Below are 23,975 nucleotides of genomic sequence, written 5' to 3'. Positions count from 1 at the left end.
TGATCTTGGGCCATCTCTTGGCGCCAGAGATTCAATTCAGGACGAAGAAGCGTTCCTCGGTCATGTCGAGGGTTGAATATTTCGCACCTTCACGGCCCATGCCGCTGTCCTTGACCCCGCCATACGGCATCTGATCGGAACGCCAGCGCGACGTGCCGTTGACGATCACGCCGCCGGTGCGTATGTTTTTGATCGCATGCAGTGCCAGATCGAGCGAATTGGTGAAGATGCCGCACTGCAGGCCATAGGGGCTTTCGCTGATCGCATGGAAGATCGGCTCGATCTCCTCGTAGGGCTGAATCGTCATGACGGGACCGAAGATCTCGTTGCATACCACCTCCATGTCAGCCTTGACGTTGGTGAGGATCGTCGCATCGAGATGAGCGCCGTTGCGCTTGCCGCCACGAAGCACCTTCGCACCCGCATCGACAGCCCGCTTGATCATGCCCTCAACACGTATCGCGGCCTGCTCATCGATCAGCGTGCCAACATCGGTTGCCATATCCATGGGGTCGCCGAAGCGGATCAGATCCATCTCGCGGCAAACCGCATCGACAAAGGTGTCGAACACCTGCTTGTGCACGTAGACATTTTGGACGGAAACGCAGCTCTGGCCGGCGAGCGCCACGGCATTGCGCGCGCATGCCTTGGCGGCGGTGGCAAAATCGGCATCATGATGAACGAACGTCGGCCCCACTCCACCCAACTCAAGAGCGACGCGCTTCATGCCAACCGAGTTGCGAATGATCTTACCCACAGGAACCGAGCCGGTAAAGCTGACGAAGTCGACGCGCGCATCGCTGACAAGCTGCGGTGCGACCGCCTCGCCGTAGAGCGTGTTGACCGCGCCGGGGGGGACGCCGGCTTCCATCACCGCTTCGATGAACTTGTGGAAGGCAAGCGGGGCCTTGGGTGAAGGCTTCAGGATGACGCTGTTGCCGGCGGCAATCGCCGGACCCAGCTTGTGGACTGCCAGATTGACCGGGCCATTGAACGGGGTGATGCCGGCGACGACGCCGACCGGAAAGCGCATGACCATCCCGATCTTGCCGGCGCTGATGGCGCTCGCATCCATCGGGACATGCTCGCCCTGAATGCGAACGGCTTCCTGGGCGTAGAGGCGCAGCGTTTCGGCCGAACGCTGGGCTTCGGCCAGCGAGTCACGCAGCGCCTTGCCGGTTTCCAGTGTCATGGCGCGGGCAATCTCCTCAGCACGCGCGCTCACGCCATCGGCCGCACGATTCAGGAGTGCAGCCCGTTCGTAACCCGGCATGGCTGCCATGACCTTCTTGGCTTTCTGCGCGGCGTCCAGCGCGTCGTTGCAGTCCTGGCTGCTCGACACCGGCGCATAGGCGACAACGTTACCACGATAAGGGTCGCGGACTTCCTGCAGACTCTCGCCGTCGCGCCAGCTGCCGCCGATCTGCATGCGAATCGATTCCGCCTGGGTAGTAGCCTTCTGAGCCATGGGCACGGCCGTCACTGCGCTTTTCAAACTGCTCGTCTTCATGATGTCGCCTCCAGAATGGGAACGGGCCTGAGGCCCGTAAGTTGAATTTTTATTCAGTGTATGAAGTATCTTCGCAGAACGTCCATGCCTGTTTTCAGGAGCCGGCGTCCTTGTTTTCCGAAGATGCTTTTCAGACATGACCAGGAAGCCATGCCGTGGAAACGGATGGGCGTGCGCACGCAACCGGACGCCTGCCTGGCGTGGAGCCTGGCAGGCGCCGCAGCTTGGCCATGCTCACATTCCCTGGTAGATCGGCCCTTCGCAGCCCTGCGGCACAACCCAGTCGATGTTCTGCGGCGGATCCTTGATGTCGCAGGTCTTGCAGTGAATGCAGTTCTACGCGTTGATCTGCAGGCGCGGGGCTTGCCCTGATTCGTCGCGGACAACCTCGTACACGCCCGCCGGACCGCCGCCGACCACGACGATGTCGAATTCCATGGTTTCACGTTGCATCACATGCTCTTTAAAAAATGCCCGGTGCAAATCGGATCTTCAATTGCTGGAGAGTTCCGGCATAGCCTCGAACAAATTATCAAGATCGGATTCTTTGATTGCTCCTCCGGTCATGAATGTACGGCCGGCATAAGCTATAACAACGATCTGGATGTTAGGGTCAAGACTGACCCCCTGTGCTTGGCTAACTATCCATTTCTTGACTACCGAAACCGAAGTGTTAACCGGTAGATTACTTATCTGAATCAGTGCAACAAGTCCATTCTTGCCAATGCTGACCTGGGTTTTCATCGATCCAACCTTGCATGTCCACCAATATATAAAAGCACGAGAATCCTCTTGTTTAACTTCTCAGCTCAACTGAGAAGCCAGTTCAGGCACGATTTCGAACAGGTCGCCAACGATGCCGTAATCGGCCACCGCAAAGATCGGCGCTTCCGCATCCTTGTTGATCGCCACGATCACCTTCGAATCCTTCATGCCGGCCAGATGCTGGATGGCGCCGGAAATACCCACCGCGATGTACAACTGGGGCGCGACGATCTTGCCGGTCTGGCCCACTTGCCAGTCATTCGGCACGTAACCCGCATCCACCGCCGCGCGCGAGGCCCCCATGGCCGCATTGAGCTTGTCGGCCAGGGGTTCGAGGATCTTGAAATTCTCGCCCGAACCCATGCCACGGCCGCCCGAGACGATCACCTTGGCGGCAGTCAGTTCGGGGCGGTCCGATTTTGCCACTTCACGCGACACGAACGCCGATTTGCCGGAGTCCGCAACGACAGGCAGGGCTTCAACGGCGGCACTACCGCCGGCGCCAGCGGCATCGAAGCCGGTGGTGCGCACGGTGATCACCTTGATCGGATCAATGGATTGCACGGTGGCAATCGCATTGCCGGCGTAGATCGGGCGCTCGAAGGTATCGGGCGCATCGACCCTGGTGATTTCGGAGATCTGGCCCACATCCAGTCTGGCGGCCACGCGCGGGGCGATGTTCTTGCCATAGGCGGTGGCCGGGGCGAGGATGTGCGAGTAGTCCTTGGCCAGCGCCAACGCCTGGGCCGCGACATTCTCGGCGAGGCCATCGGCAAAATGCGCGGCATCGGCCACCAGAACTTTACCGACACCCGCCAGCTGGGCGGCAGCGGCGGCAGCCGCGCCGCAGTTGTGGCCGGCAATGAGGACATGGACGTCACCGCCGCAGGCGGCGGCAGCGGTGACGGTATGGGCAGTGCTGCCCTTGAGGGTAGCGTTGTCGTGTTCGGCAATGACGAGTGCAGTCATGATTTCCTGATGAAGTGATCGGTCTGGGCAGCGATGGTGCGGCGGCTCAGGCTGCTTGTTGAATGGGTTGCTGGCATGCATGGTCATTTTGTTCCCAGCCCAGCTGGCGCCGAATCTGTTTGGCATCGGGAAGCGGGGCCGGGCTTTTCCTCCGGTTGGCAAGCCACTCCCTGATTTGCTCTTTGGTGGGCTGGTGAATGTTTTCCATGACAATGGTTCCTGTGCAGTTCGGAGAGGGCTAAATGACTTTGGCTTCGTTCTTCAGCTTGGCCACGAGGGTCGCCACATCCGGCACGAGGATGCCGGCCGAGCGCTTGGCCGGCTCGACCACTTTCAGGGTCTTCAAGCGCGGCGCCACATCGACGTTGAGATCGGCCGGCTTGACGATATCGAGCGGCTTTTTCTTGGCCTTCATGATGTTGGGCAGGGTCACGTAGCGCGGCTCGTTCAGGCGCAGGTCGGTGGTGACGATGGCCGGCAGCGCCAGGGAGACGGTTTCCAGGCCGCCATCGACTTCGCGGGTCACCAGTGCCTTGTCGCCTTCGATCACGACCTTGGAAGCAAAGGTGGCTTGCCCCCAGCCCAGCAGGGCTGCCAGCATCTGGCCAGTCTGGTTATTGTCGTCATCGATGGCTTGCTTGCCGAGGATGATCAGTTGCGGCTGTTCCTTGTCGGCCAGGGCTTTCAGGAGTTTCGCCACCGCCAGCGGCTGCAATTCGGCATCGGTTTCCACCAGAATGGCGCGGTCGGCGCCGATGGCCATGGCGGTGCGCAAGGTTTCCTGACACTGCGTCACGCCACAGGACACGGCGATGACTTCGGTCGCCTTGCCGGCTTCTTTCAGGCGCATGGCTTCCTCGACGGCGATTTCATCGAAAGGGTTCATCGACATCTTGACGTTGGCGAGTTCGACGCCCGAACCATCGGACTTGACGCGCACCTTGACGTTGTAATCCACCACGCGCTTGACTGGTACCAGAATTTTCATGTGACACTCCTGCGAATAAAAAGGCGGACCACCGAGGCGGCCCGCTAAAGCACCCCAAAGGAGAAGGGATGTGAGACCCGGTTCAAACTACATATTCAGCACTACTCCATGGCCTTGGCCATGCACTTTTCAATTCAATCTTCCACGAACGCTTCTTCACGCTTCCTCTTAACCGAAGGCAAAAGCACCACTACCAGCATGACAAGTGCAGCAGCCAGCAGAACCGCCGACAACGGCCGCGTGATGATCACGCTCCATTCGCCACGCGACAGCAGCAAAGCGCGGCGCAGGTTCTCTTCCATCATCGGTCCCAGAATCAGGCCGAGCAGCAGCGGCGCCGGTTCGCAGCCGAGCTTGACGAAGCCGTAGCCGATGATCCCGAATAAGCCCAGCATCCAAATGTCGAAGGTGTTGTTGTTGGTCGAGTAGACGCCGATCGCGCAGAACATCACGATTGCCGGGAACAGCCAGCGGTACGGCACCGTCAGCAGCTTGATCCAGATGCCGACGAGCGGCAGGTTCAAGACCACCAGCATCAAGTTGCCAATCCACATGGAAGCAATCAGGCCCCAGAACAGCTCCGGATTGCTCGTCATGACCTGGGGTCCAGGCTGAATATTGTGAATGGTCATCGCGCCCACCATCAGCGCCATCACTGCGTTGGCCGGAATACCAAGCGTCAGCATCGGGATGAAGGAAGTCTGCGCGCCGGCATTGTTGGCCGACTCGGGACCTGCCACCCCGCGGATATTCCCTTGACCCAGGGGCACCTCGCCAGGCTGCAGGCGGATCTTCTTCTCGACCGAGTAGGCGGCAAATGCCGACAGCAGCGCGCCCCCTCCGGGTAGAATGCCCAGCATCGATCCCAGCGTCGTGCCCCGCAGCACCGCAGGCAGCATGAGCTTGAAGTCTTTGCGTGTAGGCATCAGGTTTTCGACCTTCTTGGTGAAGAGCTCGCGCTTTGTCCCCTTGTCCGACAGATTCTTGATAATGTCGCCGAAGCCGAAGATGCCCATCGCGATAACCAGGAAGCCTATGCCGTCCGAGAGATCGGGAAGGCCAAAGCTGTAGCGCTCCATGCCCGAGTTGACATCGGTGCCGATAGTGCCGATGAGCAGGCCGAGGACGATCATGGCAATTGCCTTGAGCAGCGATCCCGAAGACAGCACCACCGCACCGATCAAGCCCAGCACCATGAGCGAGAAGTACTCGGCAGGTCCGAACTTGAAGGCAACTGCAGTCAGCGGCACGGCAAAAGCTGCCAACACCAGTGTACCGACAGTGCCGGCAATGAAGCTGCCGATGCCGGCGGCCGCCAGTGCCGGACCCGCTCGCCCCTTGCGCGCCATCTGATAGCCGTCAAGCGCCGTCACCACCGAGGAAGACTCGCCAGGAAGGTTGACCAGGATGGCAGTGGTCGAACCGCCGTACTGCGCACCGTAATAGATGCCCGCCAACATGATGAGCGCAGCCAGCGGTGGCAGCGAGTAGGTCACCGGCAGCAGCATGGCGATGGTGGCCAGCGGACCCAGGCCCGGCAGCACGCCGATAACGGTGCCAAGCAGGCAGCCGACGAAAGCATACAGCAGGTTCTGGGCAGTGAAGGCGACGCCCAGGCCCAGCGCGAGATTGTTGATCAGATCCATCATGGTGCGCGTCCTTTCAAGCGGTGAAGAAGGCCGGCCACAGCTGGATCGGCAGATTGATTAATTTGATAAACACCAGCCAGCTGCCCAATGCCAGCACGCCTGCGAGTACGAGTGCCTCGCGCAGCTTGAACTCCTCGCCCGCGAGCGAAGCGAGCAGCACCAGCGCGATGATGGCCAATACCAGGCCCATGGACGGCAGCCCGATCAAGGGCAGGCCGCCGAGCAGGATGCCGAATGCAAGATTGGCAATGGTGATGAAGAACAGAGGCTGCCAGGCGATGGCGCCAACCTTTTCATCCTCGTCCGGCTCGCCGAACGACTGCAGCGCCAACGCTATGCCCAGAGCCGCCAGCAGGATGCCCAGCATCAGCGGGAAGTAGCCAGGGCCCATGCTTGCGGAAGTGCCTATTGAGTATTCTCGCGCACCCAGCGCGAACGCGCCGCCGACCACGGTGAACATCAGTCCGGCGAAAAAGTCTTTTTGATTACTGATTAACACTTTGTCTCCTCAGTTTATATTTAAGCTCTGAACGGATCGTAATACCTCGGCAGCAAACGATGTTCTTTATTTTACCAAGCCGGTATTTCGCAAAACAAAAGAGTGTCAAGCCTCATCTACCGGCGGAGTTGCCGTTATACTTGACCCATAACAATGCCGCAGGTGTGAGCGTCAAGTTGTGCTTGTAAACATTTTTGACACTGCGAACTGAACCGATCCCGCCGAAGGAGAATATCCGCTTGCCGAACGATTCGAGTGCAGCCCTGTCAGCCATGGCCCCGCTGCGCCAGCCTGTCTTCCGCATGCTGTGGCTGGCATGGCTCGCCGCCAACATGACGATGTGGATGAACGAGGTCGCCTCTGCGTGGCTGATGACCTCGCTTACCGAAAATGCTTTCATGGTTGCCATGGTGCAAGCAGCCTCGACCCTTCCGGTCTTCCTGCTGGGCCTGCCGAGCGGTGCGCTGGCGGACATCGTCGACCGGCGCCGCTATTTCGCGCTGACGCAGGTGTGGGCCGGTCTCGTCGCCATCCTGCTTGCCGCGCTTGCCTTCGCCGACGCGCTGACGGCGCCGCTGCTGCTCGTGCTCACCTTTGCCAACGGCATCACCATGGCGATGCGCTGGCCGGTGTTCGCCGCAATTGTCCCCGAACTGGTGCCTCGCCACGACCTGCCCGCGGCACTGGCGCTCAATGGCATTGCGGCGAACATGTCCCGCGTCATCGGACCGGTCATCGCCGGCGCCCTGCTCGCCGGTGCCGGCAGCGCCTATGTCTTCCTGCTCAACGCCGCGCTGTCGGTGATTGCCTTCGTGCTGATCCTGCGCTGGCGCTCGGAGCCGAAGATCAGTGCACTGCCCGGCGAACGCTTCTTCGCCGCGATGCGCGTAGGGCTTCAGCACGTCAAACAGTCGCCGCGCATGCGCACCGTACTGGTACGGACTTTCCTGTTCTTTTTACAGGCAACTTCACTGACGGCGCTCCTGCCGCTGATTGCGCGCCGGATGGAAGACGGCGGTCCAGGCGCCTTCACGCTACTGCTCGCGGCGATGGGCACCGGCGCGTTAATCATGGCACTCAATCTTACCCGCCTGCGACGCCACATCGAGCGCGACACCATGGTGTACTGGGGCACCTGCGTGCACGCGGTAGCCGCCGTCGCGACGGTGCTGTCACCGAATCTATGGTTTGCGGTGCCGGCGATGGCGGTGGCCGGCATGGCGTGGATCGGCACGGCAAACTCCATGACCGTGTCTGCCCAGTTGGCGCTACCGGATTGGGTGCGCGCACGCGGCATGTCGATCTACCAGATGGCCCTGATGGGTGGCGGCGCCGCCGGGGCAGCCCTGTGGGGCTACGTCGCGCACCTGAGTTCGGTACCGACGAGCATCATCGCCGCAGCGGTGCTGGGCCCAATGATGCTGCTGCTCACGAAACGCCAGGGTGCGGGGGGGATTGTCGACGAAGATCTCACCCCGGCCGCACCGACCGGCGCCGCCCCGCCCCCGGTGATCGATATCGAGCCCAACGAGGGCCCCGTGATGGTCGCCATCGAATACCTGATCGCCCCCGAGAATGCCCGAACCTTCAACGCCGTGATGCATGAGACCCGCCTTGCACGGCTGCGCCAGGGTGCCCTGTCGTGGGGACTGTTCCGCGATATTTCTCAGGCGGGACGCTATATTGAATACTTCCTTGACGAAAACTGGATCGAGCACCAGCGCCGCCTGGAACACTTCACCGCCGCCGATCTTGAACTGCGCAATCGCCGCCTGGCCTTCCATATTGGCGAGGAACCGCCGCGGACGAGGCGGTATATCGGTGAAACAATCCGTGGATTTGGCGCTGCACCGCGACGCTGATGCCATTTGCAATCGGGCGTTAGGGAAATCACAGCAGGCTCATGACAGGCTTAGGCTTTACCCGTCTCGCCCGATTCACGCGCCCAGCGCAGCACTTCGGGCGAGCATGCCCAGCAAATTGCATTCTGCAGAATTTTACGAAACGAGGGATTGCGGTAAGTAACCGGGCCATCGCCGAATTGCAGATACACGATCGGACTGTTGCGGTAACGTTTTACCCAGCCGACCAGATTGCTTCCTGGCGCATGCTGCCAGCCTGCATTGGCATTCAGATTTCCCGCCAAGGCCTGCTTGGCAGAAAAGAAATGTTCTGCAGTGAAGGTGAAGTCGCTCCGGAATAAGGGAATGACCGACTCTTCAAATACTTCAAACAGGTACAACTCATCGGTCAACTCGAATGGCGCCACGCCTTGATTCACCGGATCCTGGATCGGCCTCCGCGGCGGATCCAGGATTTTTTCTTTCCTAGGCTTTGGCGGACGTTTGCGCTTTCCGCTGAATCCAGAGCACGTCGGAGGTGCCGGCGCTGCGATTGAGTTCGCGCGCAACGACGAACAGAAAGTCGGAGAGCCGGTTCAGGTAACGACGCAGCGGCGCATTGATGGACGCATCCTGCCGGGAAAGTGCAAGCACGGCGCGCTCGGCGTTGCGGCAGGCAGTACGCGCGAGGTGCGCCTGCGCTGCTGCGACAGTCCCGCCGGGCAGGATAAAGTCCTGGAGGCGGCCGAGATGTTCGTTGATGGCATCCAGCTGGTTCTCCAGGCGCACGACATGCTCCTCCGAAATGCGCGTGCTGCCGGGAATGCACAGTTCCGCGCCAAGATCGAACAGCTCATGCTGAACGTCTGCCAGGTGTGTGCGGATATGATCCGGCACATCCGGCTGGCAAAGGATCGATCCGACGAATGCATTCAAATGATCGACCTCGCCCATGGCGGCGACGCGCAGGCTATCCTTCTCGGTACGCGAACCGTCGCCCAGTCCGGTGGTGCCGTCATCGCCGGTTTTTGTATAGATTTTAGTCAGTCGATTTCCCATGATTTTTCCTGGTCAGATTTTTCAAAAAAAAACCTGGATGGAAACAATTGATTCCATCCAGGAGAAAGCCGCTCTGCTGCTTTGAAGGGACATGGCGTCCCGCGCAACGAGTGGCGGAGAAACAGTTCAGCGTGCGCTATTTTTGCGCGCGCTGCGTGCCAGCCTGATGAATCAGCTTCGCGAGGACCTCGCCCGGCATCTGGTCGGCAATTTCGCGGCAATAAGACAGAATATCGGGCAACACGGCCAGGCCCATCTGTTCTGCCTGAATGCAACGCATGAGCGCAAGACGCTTGTGACCGAAGCGAACCGAGCGGTTCAACAGCGCCAGCATGGCATCGGAATCATTGCGCGAATACGCTTCGCGCTTTAACTGGCGTATGTGCAGACGTGCCATCGCTCGCCCTTACAACCAGTGCGTATCCGGGAAATTGAGTGCGCTGTCGCCGCCATGCAAAATGGTGGAAGCGAGCACCCCAGCGCCGGTAAGTACATGCTCTGCATAAAATTGCGCCGATGCGCGCTTTTCCGCCAGATCGTCCGGCGCCACGCCGGCTTCATGCGCAGCGAGCAGCCGCAGCGCATGCATCCAGCCACCGCAGACCACGCCCCACAGCTCCAGATACAGTACCGAGCCCGCATACACCGAGCGCGGATTCGCCTTGCCATTCGCCAGAATCCATGAAATCGATTCGCGCAACGCAGCACAGGCTTGCTCCAGGCGGTTGGCAACAACGTCATCGGCCGTATTTCCCGACTTCTTCAGACTGGCGACAGTCAGGGCGATCTCATCGATCAGCGACAGTGCGGCAGTGCCTTCATCGCGCAGGGTCTTGCGGCCAACGATATCGTTGGCCTGGATGGCTGTCGTACCCTCATAAATGGTAATGATGCGGGCGTCGCGATAGTACTGGGCTGCACCGGTTTCTTCGACAAAGCCCATGCCGCCAAACACTTGCACCGCATCGTAGGTGATGCGTTGCGCTGTTTCGGTGAACCAGCCCTTGATCACCGGGATCAGCAATTCGACGCGCGCCTGGGCAGCGTTTTTTGCAAGCTCCGGAACAGAAGAACTATGCGCCAGATCCTTTTGGGTGGATACATAGATCGCCAGCGCGCGCATGGCATCGATCCGGGATTTCATCGACAACAGCATGCGGCGCACATCGGGATGACGGATGATGGTCTTGCCCTGGCTGCCGTCTTCGCCGACCGCCCTGCCCTGCACCCGTTCCTGCGCAAACGCGAGCGCATGCTGATAGGCGCGGTCCGAGATCGACAGGCCCTGCAGGCCGACGGCGAAGCGGGCCTCGTTCATCATGATGAACATATATTCCAGACCGCGGTTTTCTTCGCCGACCAGGTAACCGATGGCGCCATCCTGCTCGCCGAACAGCATGACCGCAGTCGGGCTGCCGTGAATGCCCAGCTTGTGTTCGATCGATGCGCAACGCACATCATTGCGCGCGCCAGGGGTGCCGTCGGCATTGACGAGGAATTTCGGCACCACGAACAGCGAAATCCCCTTGACGCCCTTCGGCGCATCCGGCGTACGCGCCAGCACCAGATGGATGATGTTGTCGGTGAAATCGTGTTCGCCGTAGGTGATGAAAATCTTCTGGCCGCTGATGCGATAGCTGCCGTCGGCATGCGGCACCGCCTTGGTCTGCACCGCCGCCAGGTCCGACCCTGCGCCGGGCTCGGTCAGGTTCATGGTGCCAGTCCATTCGCCGCTGACCATTTTTTTCAGATAGGTCTGTTTCAGCGCATCGCTGCCGGCCGTCAGCAAGGCTTCGACGGCGCCGTTGGTGAGCATCGGGCACAGGGCGAAGCTAAAGCTGGCCGCATGCCACATTTCATCGACGACTGTGGATACCACCGAGCACAATCCCTGGCCGTCGTATTGCTCGGGAAAGCGCAAGGCGCTCCAGCCGCCGTCGCAAAATGCTTGATAGACATCCTTGAAGCCGTCGGCAGTCACCACCTTGCTGTCATTCCAGCGGGCGCCCTGGGTATCGCCCTTGCGGTTGATCGGGTCGATTTTTTCCTTGGCAAACTTTCCAGCCTCTGCGGCGATGGCAAGCGCAGTGTCGCCATCCAGCTCGAGCCCGCAACGCTGTGCATGCTGCTCGAAGTTGAAAACGTGCTTCAACAGGAAACTGATATCCTTCAAGGGTGCTTGGTATTGACTCATATTGATTCCGTATCAAGAAAATTACATGCTGCGGCGGTACTGGCCACCCACCGCAAACAGTGCATCGGTAATCTGTCCCAGCGAACAGACGCGCACCGCATCCATCAATTTTGCGAAGACGTTTTCATCGTTGATCACAGCCTGCTGCAGATCCGCAAGCATGGCCTGCGCCTGTGCCGCGTTACGAGTATGGAAATCTGCCAGGCGAGTCAGTTGCGATTGCTTCTCTTCGTCAGTGGAACGGGCCAGCTCCAGCGTTTGCTGCGCTTCCTGCCCCTTCGGATTGCGGAAAGTATTCACCCCGATGATCGGCAGGGTGCCATCATGCTTCTTGTGCTCGTACAGCATGGACTCTTCCTGGATCCGGCCGCGCTGATAACCGGTTTCCATCGCACCCAATACACCGCCACGCTCGGCGATGCGCTCGAATTCCTGCAAGACCGCTTCTTCCACCAGATCGGTCAGTTCCTCGATGATGAAGCTGCCCTGGTTCGGATTTTCATTCTTTGCCAGGCCCCATTCGCGATTGATGATCAACTGGATCGCCAGCGCGCGACGCACCGATTCATCGGTCGGGGTGGTAATCGCCTCGTCGTAGGCATTGGTATGCAGCGAATTGCAGTTATCGTAAATCGCGATCAGGGCTTGCAGCGTGGTGCGGATATCGTTGAAGTCGATTTCCTGCGCATGCAGCGAGCGGCCGGAGGTCTGGATGTGATATTTCAGTTTCTGCGCGCGCTCGTTGGCGCCGTATTTTTCGCGCATCGCCACAGCCCAGATCCGGCGTGCGACCCGGCCCATGACCGTGTATTCCGGGTCCATGCCATTGGAGAAGAAGAACGACAGATTCGGTGCAAAATCGTCGATGTGCATGCCGCGCGCCAGATAGGCTTCAACAAACGTAAAGCCGTTCGACAACGTGAAGGCCAGCTGCGAAATCGGGTTGGCGCCGGCTTCGGCGATGTGATAGCCGGAGATGGATACCGAGTAAAAATTGCGCACCTGGTTTTGCACGAAAAATTCCTGGATATCGCCCATCACCTTCAGCGAGAATTCGGTCGAGAAGATGCAGGTATTCTGCCCCTGGTCTTCCTTCAGGATGTCGGCTTGCACGGTGCCGCGCACGTTCTGCAATACCCATGCACGGATCTTGGCGACTTCCTCGGCGTTCGGTTCACGCTTGTTATCGCTGCGGAACTTGTCGATTTGCTGGTCGATGGCGGTGTTCATGAACATCGCCAGGATGGTCGGCGCCGGGCCGTTGATCGTCATCGACACCGAGGTGGTCGGCTGGCACAGGTCGAAGCCGTCGTACAGCACCTTCATGTCGTCGAGCGTGGCGATCGACACGCCGGAATTGCCGATCTTGCCATAGATGTCCGGACGCAGCGCCGGATCGGCGCCGTACAGCGTGACGGAGTCGAATGCGGTCGACAGACGCTTGGCATCCATGCCCTCGGACACCAGCTTGAAGCGGCGATTGGTACGGAATGCATCGCCCTCGCCGGCGAACATGCGGGTCGGGTCTTCGCCTTCGCGCTTGAACGGGAATACGCCGGCCGTATAAGGAAAGGAGCCCGGGACATTGTCCAGCATCAACCAGCGCAGGATTTCGCCATGGTCTTCATAGCGTGGCAGCGCCACCTTGCGGATCTTGGTGCCGGACAGGCTGCTGATGGTCAGCTGCGAGCGGATTTCCTTGTCGCGGATCTTGACCACGAATTCGTCGCCTGCATAAGCGGCCTGCAGCTCGGGCCAGCTGGCGAGCAAATTTTTGGCGCCGGCATCGAGCTTGTGATCGCGCTCGGTGATCAGATCGTCGATATCGACGATCTTGCCGGCAGCGGCCAGCATTCTTTTCGATTCCTGCAACTGCTGCCGTTCCCGTGCCAGCTTCACATTCTTGGCGGTGAACTTGTGATAGCCGCGCACGGTATCCGCGATTTCCGCCAGGTAGCGGCTGCGCGCCGGCGGCACGATGGCATTCTTGCCAGACGAAAAACGCACGCCGGCTGGCGCCAGTTTTCCAGCTTGCACTTTCAAGCCCAGTTCGGCCAGTTTCGGCAGCAAACCCTGGTACAGCGAGGTCACGCCATCGTCATTGAACCGCGATGCCTGGGTGCCGTATACGGGCATTTCTTCCGGCGACTTGCTCCACAATTCGCGATTGCGCTGATATTGCTTGGCGACGTCGCGCAGGGCATCTTGCGAACCCTTGCGGTCGAACTTGTTGATGGCAATGAAATCGGCAAAGTCGAGCATGTCGATCTTTTCCAGCTGCGAAGCGGCGCCGAATTCCGGCGTCATCACATACATGCTGGCGTCGACGTGCTGCACGATCGCCGCGTCACCCTGGCCGATGCCGGAGGTTTCGACGATCACCAGGTCAAAACCCGCCACCTTGCAGGCGGCAATGACATCCGGCAGTGCCTGGGAAATTTCGGAGCCGGCCTCACGCGTGGCCAGCGAACGCATGAAGACCTTGACGCCGTTGCGCCACGGATCGATCGCATTCATGCGGATACGGTCGCCCAGCAAGGCGCCACCGGATTTGCGACGCGAGGGATCAATGGAAATGATTGCGATATTGAGCGCGTCGCCCTGATCGAGGCGGATGCGGCGGATCAATTCATCGGTCAGCGACGATTTGCCGGCGCCGCCGGTGCCGGTGATGCCCAGCACAGGGATATGCAGCGACTCGGCGGCTTGATGCACGCTGGTTCTGAGTCCGGCGGAAACCCGGTCGTTTTCCAGGGCGGTGATCAGTTGTGCCAGCGGGCGATGCCGGGACGCGATCTCGCCCCCCGTCAAAGCTTCGAGCGTGGTTGGCGCAAACGGCGACAGGTCGACGTCGCAAGCCTGGATCATCGCCAGGATCATGCCGACCAAGCCCATGCGCTGACCATCTTCCGGACTGAAAATGCGCGCCACGCCGTAGGCATGCAGGTCGGCGATTTCTTCCGGCACGATCACGCCACCACCACCGCCGAACACCTTGATATGAGCGCCGCCCCGCTCCTTGAGCAAGTCGATCATGTATTTGAAGTACTCGACATGGCCGCCCTGGTAGCTGGAAATCGCAATCCCCTGGACATCTTCCTGCAAGGCAGTGTTGACGATCTCGTCGACCGAACGGTTGTGGGCGAGATGGATTACTTCCACGCCATTGGCCATCAGGATGCGGCGCATGATGTTGATCGACGCGTCGTGTCCGTCAAACAGTGAAGCCGCGGTAACGAAACGCACCTTGTTGGCGGGCTTGTATTCGTTGAGCTTCTTGGCTACGGAAAGGTCGGTCATGGAATATTCCTTCGTGAAAATTCAAAATCAGAGATCATCGTTATCGCCATTTAAACGACGCTCGCTGTTTACAGACATAGTTATGTACAGAGTATAGAAACCCGGCTATCTGCAATCCATGCTCAAAAGCGTCAAATTTGCTGCAAGGATTTGTCATAGGGCTTGACGCCGGGAAATGCAGGAATATTGGCAGAGTTTTTGTTATACAAACGACATGATTTCTCCCGCGCAGGACGCCGTCATCGCTGAGTCATCGCTCGGTGTTTGTCAACGTAGTTGTCGCGTGACCTCAAGCTTTCGGGGAACGCGCCGCAAACAGGCACTCCTGCGAGGTCGATGCGACCAGCACACCTTTGCGGTCATAGATGCGCGCATTGGTCAGTGCGCGTTCGTTCTGCGCGCTGGAACTTTCGGTGGAAAACAGCAGCCAGTCGTCGACGCGGCAGGCGCGATGCAGCCACAGAGAATGATTCAGGCTGGCCACATACATCGTTTCAATGACATCCTTTAAAGGAACATGATGCGTCATCGCCGCGGTATTGGTCCAGTAATCGCTCAGATAGGCCAGTGCAGCTGCATGTACGGCAGGATCATCACCGAGCGGCTCGCGCAGCTTCACCCAGTAGGATGCATGAGGCGTTGTGTTGCACACTGCCAGATGACGCTCGGGATCGACCAGCCGTATTTCCAGACAAGGTTTCTGGAGCCACCCCCAGTCCCCGCCGGCCAGATCCGGCATGCCAGTCAATGCAGACATGGGTTTTAATTGCTCCGGCGGCGGCACTGGCCGGTGCGACGCAAGCGAGTGTTCCGGACCGTCCACTGGCAACTGGAACGTCACGTGTGCACTGATCAGCATGCGCTCGCCCTGGCGCGCCTCAACCTGTCGACTGGAAAAGCGCTTGCCCTCCTGTAGTGTCCTCACTTGGTACTCGATCGGCGCATCTGCCAGCGCTCCTTGCGCGAACAGCACCTGCAGGAGCGTTGGCGACCGGTCCGCTGCTACAGTAGCCTGTGCGGCCCGCAGAGCCTGGCCCAGCAACTGGCCGCCGAAAACGCGGCCGTTACGGTTACCCTCATTGCAGTGACTGCGGAACAACACCTGTCCGTCCGCCTGCGGGTCGCGCTCGATAGCAAGCAAGGCGGTGACATTGATCCCGTCCCATTGCAGTATTTCCTGGCCAGCTTCGTTCAATTGCATGACATCCCTCTTTTAATGCATCGATTTGACGAATTCCCATACTGGACTAACTACAAGAACCAAAAACAGGAAGGAATCCGTGCTCTACATGTTGGGATAATTCGGCCCGCCGCCGCCTTCGGGCGTGACCCAGACGATATTCTGGGTCGGGTCCTTGATATCGCAGGTCTTGCAGTGCACGCAGTTCTGCGCATTGATCTGCAAGCGGTCTTCGCCGGCATCGGTCTTGACGAATTCATACACCCCGGCGGGGCAGTAGCGCTGCTCCGGCCCCGCATAGGTGGACAGATTCACGCCGACCGGCACCGCATCGTTCCTGAGCGTCAGGTGGACCGGCTGCTCTTCCGCATGGTTGGTGTTGGAAATGAACACCGACGACAGGCGGTCGAAGGTCAGCTTGCCGTCCGGCCTGGGATAGGCGATCGGCTGGCAAGCGGCTGCGGGTTTCAGGCATTCGTGGTCGGCGTAGTCGCGGCGCAGGGTCCACGGCGCCTTGCCGCGGAAAACCATCTGGTCGATGCCGGTCATGATGGAACCCAGGACCAGGCCCTTGGACAGCCAGGGCTTGACGTTGCGCGCCACATGCAATTCTTCATGCAGCCACGAACGCTCGAACGCCACCGGGTAGGCGCTTAGTTCGTCATGCTGGCGCTGCTCGCCCAGCGCGGCAAAGGCGGCTTCGGCGGCCAGCATGCCGGTCTTGATGGCGGCGTGGCTGCCCTTGATGCGGCTCATGTTGAGGAAGCCGGCGTCGCAGCCGATCAGGGCGCCGCCCGGGAAGACGAGTTTCGGCAGCGACTGCAGGCCGCCTGCAGTAATCGCCCGGGCGCCGTAGGACAGGCGCTTGCCGCCTTCGAAGAAGGTGCGGATTGCCGGGTGGGTCTTGTAGCGCTGGAATTCCTCGTACGGCGACAGGTAGGGGTTCGCGTACGACAGGCCAATGACGTAGCCGACCACGACCTGGTTGTTTTCCAGATGGTACAGAAACGACCCGCCATAGGTATCGTTCTTGAGCGGCCAGCCGGTGCTGTGGATCACCAGCCCCGGCTTGTGCTTGGCCGGGTCGATTTCCCACAGTTCCTTGATGCCGATGCTGTAGGACTGCGGATCCTTGCCCTGGTTCAGGTCATAGCGCGACATGAGCTGCTTGCCCAGATGCCCGCGCGCGCCTTCGGCAAACAGCGTGTACTTGGCATGCAATTCCATGCCCAGCTGGAAGGCCTCGGTGGGATTGCCTTCGCGGTCCACGCCCATGTTGCCTGTCGCCACACCCTTGACGGAACCATCATCGTTGTAGAGGAGCTCGGCGGCAGGAAAGCCAGGGAAGATTTCCACGCCCAGGCTTTCTGCCTGCTGGCCCAGCCAGCGCACGACGTTGCCCAGCGAAACGACATAGTTGCCGTGGTTTTCAAAGCAGGCCGGCACCATGAAGCCGGGCGTCCGGTAAGCCTTGGTCTCGGTCAGGAAGAGGATGCGGTCTTCCGTGACTTCGGTATGCAGCGGCGCGCCCAGCGCTTTCCAGTCCGGCAGCAACTCGGTGAGCGCGCGCGGATCCATGATCGCCCCCGACAGGATGTGGGCGCCCAGCTCGCCGCCTTTTTCGAGGACGCAGACGGCGATGTCATTGCCCTTTTCTGCCGCCAGCTGTTTGAGTTTGATGGCCGCAGACAGGCCGGCAGGTCCCCCGCCGACGATGACCACGTCGTATTCCATTGCTTCGCGCGGGCCGTATTGCTTTGTAAGATTCATAGCGATCAATTCTTATCAGGTCATGTTTTCCGAGCGTCCTGCTCAATGCAAGTACATGCATCTCAAGCGTTCATCGACATCTTGTCGCCAGCAAAATGCCTCACGCCTGAGAAGACTGCGAATAAAAAGGCGGACCACTTTGTGGTGGTCCGCAAAGCATCCCGAGGAGAAGGGATGAGAGACATCTGTTTCCTACCTCACCATTGGTTCCGGACTACTCGACGGCCTTGACCATGTCTTCGATGACTTTCTTGGCATCGCCAAACACCATCATGGTCTTGTCCATGTAAAACAGTTCATTGTCCAGACCGGCATAGCCCGCCGCCATCGAGCGCTTGTTGACAATCACCGTCTTGGCCTTGAACGCTTCCAGGATCGGCATGCCGGCAATCGGCGACTTCGGGTCTTTCGCCGCCGGGTTGACCACGTCGTTGGCGCCCAGCACCAGCACCACGTCGGCCTGGCTGAATTCGCTGTTGATGTCTTCCATCTCGAAGACCTGGTCGTACGGCACTTCGGCTTCGGCCAGCAGCACATTCATGTGCCCCGGCATGCGCCCGGCCACCGGGTGGATCGCATACTTGACGGTCACGCCCTTGTGGCTCAACTTCTCGGTCAATTCCTTCAGGGCATGCTGGGCCCGCGCCACCGCCAGGCCGTAGCCGGGAACGATGATGACGGTTTCCGCATTGCCCATCAGGAAAGCCGCATCGTCGGCCGAGCCGGATTTGACCGGGCGCTGCTGCTGCGCGCCACCCGTGCTGGCGGCCGCCGCATCGCCGCCAAAGCCGCCCAGGATCACATTGAAGAACGAGCGGTTCATCGCCTTGCACATGATGTACGACAGGATCGCACCGCTCGACCCCACCAGCGAGCCGGCAATGATCAGCATGGCGTTGTTGAGCGAAAAGCCGATGCCCGCCGCCGCCCAGCCCGAATAGCTGTTCAACATCGACACCACCACCGGCATGTCGGCGCCGCCGATGGGGATGATGATCAAGACGCCCAGCACGAAGGCAATCGCCGCCATGATCAGGAACGGCGTCCAGGCCGGCTCCAGGCCCGGGGCGAAGCAGAACGCCAGGCCCAGGATCACCATCGCCAGCGCCAGCACCAGGTTGAGGATGTGCTGGCCCTTGAAGCTGACCGGCGCGCCCTGGAACAGGCGGAACTTGTATTTCCCCGACAGCTTGCCGAAGGCAATCACCGACCCCGAGAAAGTCACCGCGCCGACGAAGGTGCCGATGAACAGTTCCAGGCGGTTACCGAAGGGAATGGGCGCATCGCGCGTGGTGATGTTGAATACCCACGGCTCGGCCACCACGGCAACAGCAATGCACACTGCGGCAAGACCAATGAGCGAATGCATGGCGGCGACGAGTTCCGGCATCTTGGTCATCTCGACCCGTTTGGCCAGGGTCGCGCCAATGCCGCCGCCGACGATCACACCGGCCAGCACCAGGCCGAAGCCCAGGCTGCCGTTGCTGGCTTCGCCCTGCAGCTTGACGATCAGGGCCAGCGTGGTCAGGGTGGCGATCGCCATGCCGCTCATGCCGAAGGCATTGCCGCGCCGCGCCGAAGCGGGATGCGACAAGCCTTTCAAGGCCTGGATGAAACACACCGACGCGACGAGATAGAACAGCGTCACCAGGTTCATGCTGACAAAGGCCATGTTCATGCTGGGCTCCCTTCCTTGGCCAGCGCAGGGGCGCCGGCCGGGTCCGCCGCACCAGCCGCTTTGGCGGCCGCCCTGGGTTCTTTCTTGCGGAACATTTCCAGCATGCGCTGGGTCACCAGGAAACCGCCGAAGACATTGACGGCCGCCAGGGCCACGGCCACCGTCCCCATGGCCTGGCCGACCAGGCCTTCGGTCAGACCCGCCGCCAGCATGGCGCCGACGATGATGATGGCGGAAATGGCATTGGTGACGGCCATGAGCGGCGTATGCAGCGCCGGCGTGACGGTCCAGACCACGTGGTAGCCGACGTAGATGGCCAGCACGAAGATGATGAGGTTGATGAGGGTGTGACTGACTTCCATGATGGACTCTCCGTTCAGGCTGCCTTGCGTAAGGATTGACCGCCGCTGCACAGGAGCGTAGCGGCAATGATTTCATCGTCCTGGGGAATGGCCAGCAGCCCTTCCGGGTCGATGATCAGTTTCAGGAAATCCAGCACATTGCGGGCATACAGCGCCGAGGCATCGGCCGCCACCAGGCAAGCCAGGTTGGGCTCGCCAATGATGTGCACGCCATGCCTGGTCACCGTCTTGCCCAGTTCGGACAGCGGGCAATTGCCGCCCTGCTCGACGGCCATGTCGACGATGACCGACCCCGGCTTCATGGCTTTCACCGTGTCTTCGCTGATCAGGATGGGTGCGCGGCGGCCGGGAATGAGCGCCGTGGTGATGATGATGTCGGCCTGGGCTGCGCGCGCATGCACCAGCTCGGCCTGGCGCGCCAGCCAGGCGGGGGGCATGGGCCGGGCATAGCCGCCCACGCCCTTGGCGATTTCGCGCTCTTCCTCGGTGAGGTAAGGCACATCGATGAACCTGGCGCCGAGCGACTCGACCTGTTCCTTGACGGGCGGGCGCACGTCGGAAGCTTCGATCACCGCCCCCAGGCGCTTGGCGGTGGCAATCGCTTGCAGGCCGGCCACGCCCACGCCCATGATCAGCACGCGCGCCGCCTTGACGGTGCCGGCGGCGGTCATCAGCATCGGCATGAAGCGCTGGTAGGTGTTGGCAGCCAGCATGACGGCCTTGTAGCCGGCGATATTGGCCTGGGAAGACAGCACATCGAGCGACTGGGCGCGGGTGATGCGGGGCGCGGCTTCCAGGGCGAAGGCGGTCAGGCCAGCCGCGGCCATGGCGGCGGTGTTGTCGGCGTCGAAGGGGTTGAGCATGCCGATGACGACCGTGCCGGGCCGGATCTGCGCGCGCTCATCGGCCGAAGGGGCGCGCACCTTGAGCACCATGGCGGCGCCAAAGGCATCGGCTGCCGTGCCAATAATGGCGCCTGCAGCCACATAGGCGTCATCGGGGATGCTGGCCGCGAGACCTGCGCCGGCCTGCACGATGACCTGGTGTTTGGCCGCCAGCTTCTTGACGGTCTCGGGCGTCGCCGCAACCCGGGTTTCCCCCGGCCGCGTCTCGGCGGGTATGCCAATGTTCATATGTCTTCCTTTATCAAAAAATTCGCTTTTTGAAATTTAGCTGGCGAAAAATGCAGATCAAACGACTCCTGCGCCATGCGCCTGCTGGTCGGCATGGTATGAACTGCGCACCATCGCCCCCACGGCCGCATGCACGAAGCCCATCTTGTAGGCTTCTTCCTCGAACATCTTGAAGGTATCCGGGTGCACGTAGCGGCGCACCGGCAAGTGATCGCCCGAAGGCATCAGGTACTGGCCAATGGTCAGCATGTCCACATCGTGCGCGCGCAGGTCGCGCATGACCTGCAGGATTTCCTCGTCGGTCTCGCCCAGGCCCACCATGATGCCGGACTTGGTCGGCGTTTCCGGATGCAGTGCCTTGAAGCGTTTCAAGAGGTTCAGCGAGTATTCGTAATCCGAGCCTGGGCGCGCTTCCTTGTACAGGCGCGGCACGGTTTCCAGGTTGTGGTTCATGACATCCGGCGGCGCCGCCTTGAGGATTTCCAGGGCGCGGTCCATGCGGCCGCGGAAATCCGGCGTGAGGATTTCGATGCGGGTGTTCGGCGACAGTTCGCGCACCCGGCGGATGCAGTCGGCGAAGTGACCGGCGCCACCATCGCGCAGGTCGTCGCGATCCACCGAGGTGATCACCACGTAGTTGAGTTTGAGGGCGGCGATGGTCTTGGCGAGGTTTTCCGGTTCGTTGACGTCGAGCGGATCCGGGCGGCCGTGGCCGACGTCGCAGAACGGGCAACGGCGGGTGCACTTGTCGCCCATGATCATGAAGGTAGCGGTGCCCTTGCCGAAGCATTCGCCGATGTTCGGGCAGGAAGCTTCCTCGCACACGGTCACCAGCTTGTTGGCGCGCAGGATATCCTTGATTTCATAGAAACGGGTGGTGGGCGAGCCGCCCTTGACCCGGATCCAGTCCGGCTTGGGCAGGCGTTCTGCCGGCACGATCTTGATCGGAATACGCGAAGTCTTGCCGGCGCCTTTTTGCTTGTCGTTCGGGTTATATCCGCTCGGCAGGGACGCGCTTTTCTCCAGGGCCATCTCGCACCTCCATCAATAGTGGATCAACACGACTCATGCGAAAGCTCGGCCTGGCGCACGATGAAATATGTCATTCACCATGCCGAGCGCTTGAGATTTAGCCGAGTTCCTTGACCAGCTGCGGCACGATCTCGAACAGGTCGCCGACGATGCCGTAATCGGCCACACTGAAGATCGGCGCTTCGGCATCCTTGTTGATAGCAACAATCGTCTTCGAATCCTTCATGCCGGCCAGGTGCTGGATCGCGCCGGAAATGCCCACCGCAATGTACAGCTGCGGCGCGACGATCTTGCCAGTCTGACCCACTTGCCAGTCATTCGGCACGTAACCCGCATCCACCGCGGCGCGCGAAGCGCCCATGGCCGCATTGAGCTTGTCGGCCAGGGGTTCGAGAATCTTGAAGCTCTCGCCCGAGCCCATGCCACGCCCACCCGAGACGATCACCTTGGCGGCGGTCAGTTCAGGCCGGTCGGACTTGGCCACTTCGCGCGAGACGAACGCCGACTTGCCGAAATCGGCCACGGCAGGAATGGTCTCGACGGCGGCATTGCCGCCGCTGGCTGCGGAGTCAAAGCCGGTGGTGCGCACGGTGATCACCTTGATCGGATCGATCGACTGCACGGTGGCAATCGCATTGCCGGCATAGATCGGCCGCTCGAAGGTGTCGGGGGCATCGACCCTGGTGATTTCGGATATCTGGCCCACATCCAGTTTGGCCGCCACGCGCGGGGCGATGTTCTTGCCATAGGCGGTGGCCGGGGCGAGGATGTGCGAATAGTCTTTGGCCAGCGCCAGCACCTGGGCCGCGATATTCTCGGCCAGGCCATCGGCAAAATGCGCGGCATCGGCGACCATTACCTTGGCCACGCCAGCCAGTTGGGCTGCGGCTTCGGCGGCAGCGCCGCAGTGGTGGCCGACGATGAGGACGTGGACGTCGCCGCCACAGGCGGCGGCAGCGGTGACGGTATGGGCGGTGCTGCCCTTGAGGGTAGCGTTGTCGTGTTCGGCAATGACGAGTGCAGTCATGATTTTCCTGACAAAATGATTAACTTGAACGGAGATGGCGTGATCGCTCAGGCTGCTTGTTGAATGGGGTAGTCACCGGCATGGTCGACCTGTTTCCAGTCCAGCTGGCGTCGGATCTGCTTGGCATCGGGCAGCGGGGCCGGGCTTTTCCGCCGGTTGGCAAGCCATTCCCTGATTTGCTCTTTGGTGGGCTGGTGAATGTTTTCCATGACAATGGTTCCTGTGCGGTTCGGAGAGGGCTAAATGACCTTGGCTTCGTTCTTCAGCTTGGCCACGAGCGTTGCCACGTCCGGCACGATGATGCCGGCGCTACGCTTGGCTGGCTCGACCACTTTCAGGGTCTTCAACCTTGGCGCCACATCGACGTTGAGATCGGCCGGCTTGACCACCTCCAGCGGCTTTTTCTTGGCTTTCATGATGTTGGGCAGGGTCACGTAGCGCGGCTCGTTCAGGCGCAGGTCGGTGGTGACGATGGCCGGCAGCGCCAGCGAGACGGTTTCCAGGCCGCCATCGACTTCACGGGTCACCACGGCGCGGTCGCCTTCGATGACGACCTTCGAAGCGAAGGTGGCCTGCCCCCAGCCCAGCAGGGCGGCCAGCATCTGGCCAGTCTGGTTATTGTCGTCATCGATGGCTTGCTTGCCGAGGATGATCAGTTGCGGCTGCTCGCGGTCGGCCAGCGCTTTCAAGAGCTTGGCCACCGCCAGCGGCTGCAGTTCGGCATCGGTTTCCACCAGGAGCGCGCGGTCGGCGCCGATGGCCATGGCGGTTCTCAATGTTTCCTGGCATTGCGTCACGCCGCAGGACACGGCGACGACTTCGGTAGCCTTGCCGGCTTCTTTCAGGCGCATGGCTTCCTCGACGGCGATTTCATCGAAGGGATTCATGCTCATCTTGACGTTGGCGAGCTCGACGCCCGAACCATCGGACTTGACGCGCACCTTGACGTTGTAGTCGACCACGCGCTTGACTGGCACCAGAATTTTCATCAATCACTCCATCAAAAAATTAAGTTGGAC

The 23,975-nt window shown here is 60.5% G+C and carries 22 protein-coding genes and 1 pseudogene; 1 reads left to right on the top strand and 22 read right to left on the bottom strand.

Translation table 11 applies throughout. The annotated features are described in order from the left end of the window. Positions 1–31: 31 nt before the first annotated feature. The 8 genes and pseudogenes from D3878_RS18015 to D3878_RS17985 all read right to left on the bottom strand — a co-directional run bounded on the left by D3878_RS18015 (position 32) and on the right by D3878_RS17985 (position 6,380). Positions 32–1,468, bottom strand: coding sequence for an aldehyde dehydrogenase family protein (locus tag D3878_RS18015; protein ID WP_119787983.1), 1,437 nt, complete (start codon positions 1,466–1,468; stop codon positions 32–34). Between the two features lie 276 nt (positions 1,469–1,744). Next, positions 1,745–1,915: pseudogene (locus D3878_RS18010) on the bottom strand (4Fe-4S dicluster domain-containing protein); the annotation flags it as partial. 87 nt (positions 1,916–2,002) lie between these two features. Further along, positions 2,003–2,254, bottom strand: a complete 252-nt coding sequence (locus D3878_RS18005; protein WP_119786746.1) for a Clp protease/crotonase-like domain-containing protein — start codon at positions 2,252–2,254, stop codon at positions 2,003–2,005. A 60-nt stretch (positions 2,255–2,314) separates the two neighbouring features. Then, positions 2,315–3,244, bottom strand: coding sequence for an electron transfer flavoprotein subunit alpha/FixB family protein (locus D3878_RS18000; RefSeq protein WP_119786745.1), 930 nt, complete (start codon positions 3,242–3,244; stop codon positions 2,315–2,317). 46 nt (positions 3,245–3,290) lie between these two features. Continuing rightward, a complete protein-coding gene (locus D3878_RS24135; protein WP_199688203.1) occupies positions 3,291–3,452 on the bottom strand; it encodes a hypothetical protein in 162 nt (53 codons plus the stop codon). Positions 3,453–3,482: 30 nt separating this feature from the next. Then, positions 3,483–4,232, bottom strand: coding sequence for an electron transfer flavoprotein subunit beta/FixA family protein (locus D3878_RS17995; RefSeq protein ID WP_119786744.1), 750 nt, complete (start codon positions 4,230–4,232; stop codon positions 3,483–3,485). A gap of 134 nt (positions 4,233–4,366) precedes the next feature. Beyond that, positions 4,367–5,878, bottom strand: a complete 1,512-nt coding sequence (locus tag D3878_RS17990; RefSeq protein WP_119787982.1) for a tripartite tricarboxylate transporter permease — start codon at positions 5,876–5,878, stop codon at positions 4,367–4,369. A gap of 16 nt (positions 5,879–5,894) precedes the next feature. After that, on the bottom strand, positions 5,895–6,380 hold the full coding sequence (locus D3878_RS17985) for a tripartite tricarboxylate transporter TctB family protein (RefSeq protein WP_119786743.1): 486 nt from the start codon (positions 6,378–6,380) through the stop codon (positions 5,895–5,897). 272 nt (positions 6,381–6,652) lie between these two features. Here D3878_RS17985 and D3878_RS17980 point away from each other — a divergent pair, with 272 nt between their 5' ends. Continuing rightward, positions 6,653–8,242 (top strand): MFS transporter, encoded by a 1,590-nt coding sequence (locus D3878_RS17980; RefSeq protein WP_119787981.1) that lies wholly within the window; start codon positions 6,653–6,655, stop codon positions 8,240–8,242. Between the two features lie 50 nt (positions 8,243–8,292). On the opposite strand, the gene D3878_RS17975 is transcribed toward D3878_RS17980, so the two are convergent. From D3878_RS17975 to D3878_RS17915, 14 genes are all read right to left on the bottom strand, one after another. Beyond that, positions 8,293–8,661 (bottom strand): hypothetical protein, encoded by a 369-nt coding sequence (locus D3878_RS17975; protein WP_420799546.1) that lies wholly within the window; start codon positions 8,659–8,661, stop codon positions 8,293–8,295. A 46-nt stretch (positions 8,662–8,707) separates the two neighbouring features. Continuing rightward, entirely contained in the window at positions 8,708–9,280 is a 573-nt protein-coding gene (locus D3878_RS17970; protein WP_119786741.1) for a cob(I)yrinic acid a,c-diamide adenosyltransferase, read from the bottom strand. 136 nt (positions 9,281–9,416) lie between these two features. Then, positions 9,417–9,677 carry a hypothetical protein gene (locus D3878_RS17965; RefSeq protein ID WP_119786740.1) on the bottom strand — a complete coding sequence of 87 codons (261 nt, stop codon included), beginning with the start codon at positions 9,675–9,677 and terminating at the stop codon, positions 9,417–9,419. 9 nt (positions 9,678–9,686) lie between these two features. Then, positions 9,687–11,474, bottom strand: coding sequence for an acyl-CoA dehydrogenase (locus D3878_RS17960; protein ID WP_119786739.1), 1,788 nt, complete (start codon positions 11,472–11,474; stop codon positions 9,687–9,689). A 21-nt stretch (positions 11,475–11,495) separates the two neighbouring features. Next, positions 11,496–14,774 carry a fused isobutyryl-CoA mutase/GTPase IcmF gene (icmF, locus tag D3878_RS17955; RefSeq protein ID WP_119786738.1) on the bottom strand — a complete coding sequence of 1,093 codons (3,279 nt, stop codon included), beginning with the start codon at positions 14,772–14,774 and terminating at the stop codon, positions 11,496–11,498. A 289-nt stretch (positions 14,775–15,063) separates the two neighbouring features. Then, positions 15,064–15,975, bottom strand: coding sequence for an acyl-CoA thioesterase (locus tag D3878_RS17950; RefSeq protein ID WP_119786737.1), 912 nt, complete (start codon positions 15,973–15,975; stop codon positions 15,064–15,066). Between the two features lie 84 nt (positions 15,976–16,059). Then, positions 16,060–17,688 carry an electron transfer flavoprotein-ubiquinone oxidoreductase gene (locus D3878_RS17945; protein ID WP_119787980.1) on the bottom strand — a complete coding sequence of 543 codons (1,629 nt, stop codon included), beginning with the start codon at positions 17,686–17,688 and terminating at the stop codon, positions 16,060–16,062. 250 nt (positions 17,689–17,938) lie between these two features. Beyond that, on the bottom strand, positions 17,939–19,396 hold the full coding sequence (locus D3878_RS17940) for an NAD(P)(+) transhydrogenase (Re/Si-specific) subunit beta (protein WP_119787979.1): 1,458 nt from the start codon (positions 19,394–19,396) through the stop codon (positions 17,939–17,941). A 2-nt stretch (positions 19,397–19,398) separates the two neighbouring features. Then, complete coding sequence (locus tag D3878_RS17935) at positions 19,399–19,764, bottom strand: NAD(P) transhydrogenase subunit alpha part 2 (RefSeq protein ID WP_119786736.1); 366 nt, start codon at positions 19,762–19,764, stop codon at positions 19,399–19,401. A gap of 14 nt (positions 19,765–19,778) precedes the next feature. Next, positions 19,779–20,897 (bottom strand): NAD(P) transhydrogenase subunit alpha, encoded by a 1,119-nt coding sequence (locus D3878_RS17930; protein ID WP_119786735.1) that lies wholly within the window; start codon positions 20,895–20,897, stop codon positions 19,779–19,781. A 57-nt stretch (positions 20,898–20,954) separates the two neighbouring features. Then, positions 20,955–21,929: a lipoyl synthase gene (lipA, locus tag D3878_RS17925; RefSeq protein WP_119786734.1), complete on the bottom strand. Its 975-nt coding sequence runs from the start codon at positions 21,927–21,929 to the stop codon at positions 20,955–20,957. A gap of 97 nt (positions 21,930–22,026) precedes the next feature. Beyond that, complete coding sequence (locus tag D3878_RS17920) at positions 22,027–22,956, bottom strand: electron transfer flavoprotein subunit alpha/FixB family protein (RefSeq protein WP_119786733.1); 930 nt, start codon at positions 22,954–22,956, stop codon at positions 22,027–22,029. 47 nt (positions 22,957–23,003) lie between these two features. Further along, positions 23,004–23,165, bottom strand: coding sequence for a hypothetical protein (locus D3878_RS24130; RefSeq protein ID WP_199688202.1), 162 nt, complete (start codon positions 23,163–23,165; stop codon positions 23,004–23,006). Between the two features lie 30 nt (positions 23,166–23,195). Then, positions 23,196–23,945, bottom strand: coding sequence for an electron transfer flavoprotein subunit beta/FixA family protein (locus D3878_RS17915; RefSeq protein WP_119786732.1), 750 nt, complete (start codon positions 23,943–23,945; stop codon positions 23,196–23,198). Positions 23,946–23,975 lie beyond the last annotated feature (30 nt).

Origin of the sequence: Noviherbaspirillum sedimenti (genome assembly GCF_003590835.1) — a bacterium.
Classification (GTDB): domain Bacteria; phylum Pseudomonadota; class Gammaproteobacteria; order Burkholderiales; family Burkholderiaceae_D; genus Paucimonas; species Paucimonas sedimenti.
This window is presented reverse-complemented; position numbering and strand designations above follow the sequence as displayed.

What these genes read in the sequence shown, in the direction of transcription:
- D3878_RS17995 (WP_119786744.1), bottom strand. Translation starts at nt 4,232, where the DNA reads ATGAAAATTCTGGTACCAGTCAAGCGCGTGGTGGATTACAACGTCAAG.
- lipA (WP_119786734.1), bottom strand. Translation starts at nt 21,929, where the DNA reads ATGGCCCTGGAGAAAAGCGCGTCCCTGCCGAGCGGATATAACCCGAAC.
- D3878_RS17915 (WP_119786732.1), bottom strand. Translation starts at nt 23,945, where the DNA reads ATGAAAATTCTGGTGCCAGTCAAGCGCGTGGTCGACTACAACGTCAAG.
- icmF (WP_119786738.1), bottom strand. Translation starts at nt 14,774, where the DNA reads ATGACCGACCTTTCCGTAGCCAAGAAGCTCAACGAATACAAGCCCGCC.
- D3878_RS24135 (WP_199688203.1), bottom strand. Translation starts at nt 3,452, where the DNA reads ATGGAAAACATTCACCAGCCCACCAAAGAGCAAATCAGGGAGTGGCTT.
- D3878_RS17965 (WP_119786740.1), bottom strand. Translation starts at nt 9,677, where the DNA reads ATGGCACGTCTGCACATACGCCAGTTAAAGCGCGAAGCGTATTCGCGC.
- D3878_RS17990 (WP_119787982.1), bottom strand. Translation starts at nt 5,878, where the DNA reads ATGGATCTGATCAACAATCTCGCGCTGGGCCTGGGCGTCGCCTTCACT.
- D3878_RS17950 (WP_119786737.1), bottom strand. Translation starts at nt 15,975, where the DNA reads ATGCAATTGAACGAAGCTGGCCAGGAAATACTGCAATGGGACGGGATC.
- D3878_RS24130 (WP_199688202.1), bottom strand. Translation starts at nt 23,165, where the DNA reads ATGGAAAACATTCACCAGCCCACCAAAGAGCAAATCAGGGAATGGCTT.
- D3878_RS18015 (WP_119787983.1), bottom strand. Translation starts at nt 1,468, where the DNA reads ATGGCTCAGAAGGCTACTACCCAGGCGGAATCGATTCGCATGCAGATC.
- D3878_RS18000 (WP_119786745.1), bottom strand. Translation starts at nt 3,244, where the DNA reads ATGACTGCACTCGTCATTGCCGAACACGACAACGCTACCCTCAAGGGC.
- D3878_RS17940 (WP_119787979.1), bottom strand. Translation starts at nt 19,396, where the DNA reads ATGGCCTTTGTCAGCATGAACCTGGTGACGCTGTTCTATCTCGTCGCG.
- D3878_RS18005 (WP_119786746.1), bottom strand. Translation starts at nt 2,254, where the DNA reads ATGAAAACCCAGGTCAGCATTGGCAAGAATGGACTTGTTGCACTGATT.
- D3878_RS17980 (WP_119787981.1), top strand. Translation starts at nt 6,653, where the DNA reads ATGGCCCCGCTGCGCCAGCCTGTCTTCCGCATGCTGTGGCTGGCATGG.
- D3878_RS17930 (WP_119786735.1), bottom strand. Translation starts at nt 20,897, where the DNA reads ATGAACATTGGCATACCCGCCGAGACGCGGCCGGGGGAAACCCGGGTT.
- D3878_RS17970 (WP_119786741.1), bottom strand. Translation starts at nt 9,280, where the DNA reads ATGGGAAATCGACTGACTAAAATCTATACAAAAACCGGCGATGACGGC.
- D3878_RS17945 (WP_119787980.1), bottom strand. Translation starts at nt 17,688, where the DNA reads ATGGAATACGACGTGGTCATCGTCGGCGGGGGACCTGCCGGCCTGTCT.
- D3878_RS17935 (WP_119786736.1), bottom strand. Translation starts at nt 19,764, where the DNA reads ATGGAAGTCAGTCACACCCTCATCAACCTCATCATCTTCGTGCTGGCC.
- D3878_RS17920 (WP_119786733.1), bottom strand. Translation starts at nt 22,956, where the DNA reads ATGACTGCACTCGTCATTGCCGAACACGACAACGCTACCCTCAAGGGC.
- D3878_RS17960 (WP_119786739.1), bottom strand. Translation starts at nt 11,474, where the DNA reads ATGAGTCAATACCAAGCACCCTTGAAGGATATCAGTTTCCTGTTGAAG.